We start from the raw sequence: 1,230 nt of genomic DNA on the forward strand, positions 1-1,230 counted from the left end.
AGAGGTAAAATACGCATCTAGCCACATTGAAGGACAAATGAAACCTGTTTTTAAAATACCTTCGCCTTTCCAAGTTACTTCAGGATAGTCGAGGATCTGGATACTTAATGGTTCCTTCGGATACATAGCGAGCCGATGATAACAAGCGCCCATTAGCGAAGTTTCATAAAGACGCAAGGTACATATTTGCTCATCTTCATGTGAGGCTTGAAACCAGGTATACCAGCGAACCTGGTCAATGGCAAAATCACCAAGACTGACCAGATTTTCCCGCCTGATTTTAAGGCCTTCTTTTCTGTTATCTAAAACCCGGTTTATAAATTTTTTCCGATTCACAATGGCTTGTGTGTCAAGTTCAGGATTTGCTTTTCGCTCTAAAAATTTGACCGATTTTTTACTTTGCATTTTTGACTTAATCCTTTTGAATCAATTTTAAACTCTGACACTTCTAGTTTTACGTCCGAGGCTTTTCCACTTTCTGGGATGCTGCGTATGTATATATCAAATAGGTCTACCGGATAAAGCGGCGTATTGGATTTCGTCGGCAGCTAATTTTTAAGTTGTTCCTCCTTTATTCTCTGACATTAACTTAACTATTTCCTCCGCATATTTACTTGTCCCTTGTTGATATGCTTCATTGCCAATTTTACGACTGCCGAGCGGCCTGCTGCCACCCTTAGCCTCGACGATGATGATTTCTTCAGTATCATCTGAGAGGTACACCATATTGAAATCACCTGGTTTCGATCCCTAAGCTGCAAGGTCTTTGGGATGGAGCAACTTAGCATTAGGGCGTATATTCCGAATAAAGTCATCCGCGACCAATTCACCAATTTTTGCAGACTGCTGGTTAATTTTGGCGATTTGAACGTTATTATACTGAATTACTAACTAAAGGAGTTTATCGAATGATCTTCCCTGCTTTTACATCTTCTAGCCAACGCCCCTCGACGAGATAAGGAGGAAGCCAACCAGTTTCAATAGATAAACGGTTGCCTTTGTCGTACCACATACTAGCCATGCCAAGCAGAGGGAAGTTGATAAAAGTTCTGATGCCTATCCTATCAGGTCCTAATTCTCTAAGATGATATTTCTCTTGAAACTGTAGGTTTTTAACGAGCATTTCCTCAAAATCATAACCAATGTTAGTAGTGAGCGCTGCGAAGGTTTCTAGGATCCCCATCGCAATTTCCAACGCCCAGTTATCCCCTTGAGCTACCGCTGCGTCCA

The 1,230-nt window shown here is 41.4% G+C and carries 2 protein-coding genes and 1 pseudogene; all 3 read right to left on the minus strand.

The genetic code is table 11. The annotated features are described in order from the left end of the window. Nucleotides 1-405, minus strand: a pseudogene (locus R7Q46_RS24930) (hypothetical protein); the annotation flags it as partial. 150 nt (nucleotides 406-555) lie between these two features. Then, nucleotides 556-726 carry a hypothetical protein gene (locus tag R7Q46_RS30845; protein ID WP_242013339.1) on the minus strand — a complete coding sequence of 57 codons (171 nt, stop codon included), beginning with the start codon at nucleotides 724-726 and terminating at the stop codon, nucleotides 556-558. 175 nt (nucleotides 727-901) lie between these two features. Beyond that, on the minus strand, nucleotides 902-1,230 hold a 329-nt coding region (locus tag R7Q46_RS24940; protein WP_318077895.1), incomplete at its 5' end, for an immunity 49 family protein.

It is taken from the genome of Vibrio sp. 811 (assembly GCF_033339195.1).

What these genes read in the sequence shown, in the direction of transcription:
- R7Q46_RS30845 (WP_242013339.1), bottom strand. Translation starts at nt 726, where the DNA reads ATGGTGTACCTCTCAGATGATACTGAAGAAATCATCATCGTCGAGGCT.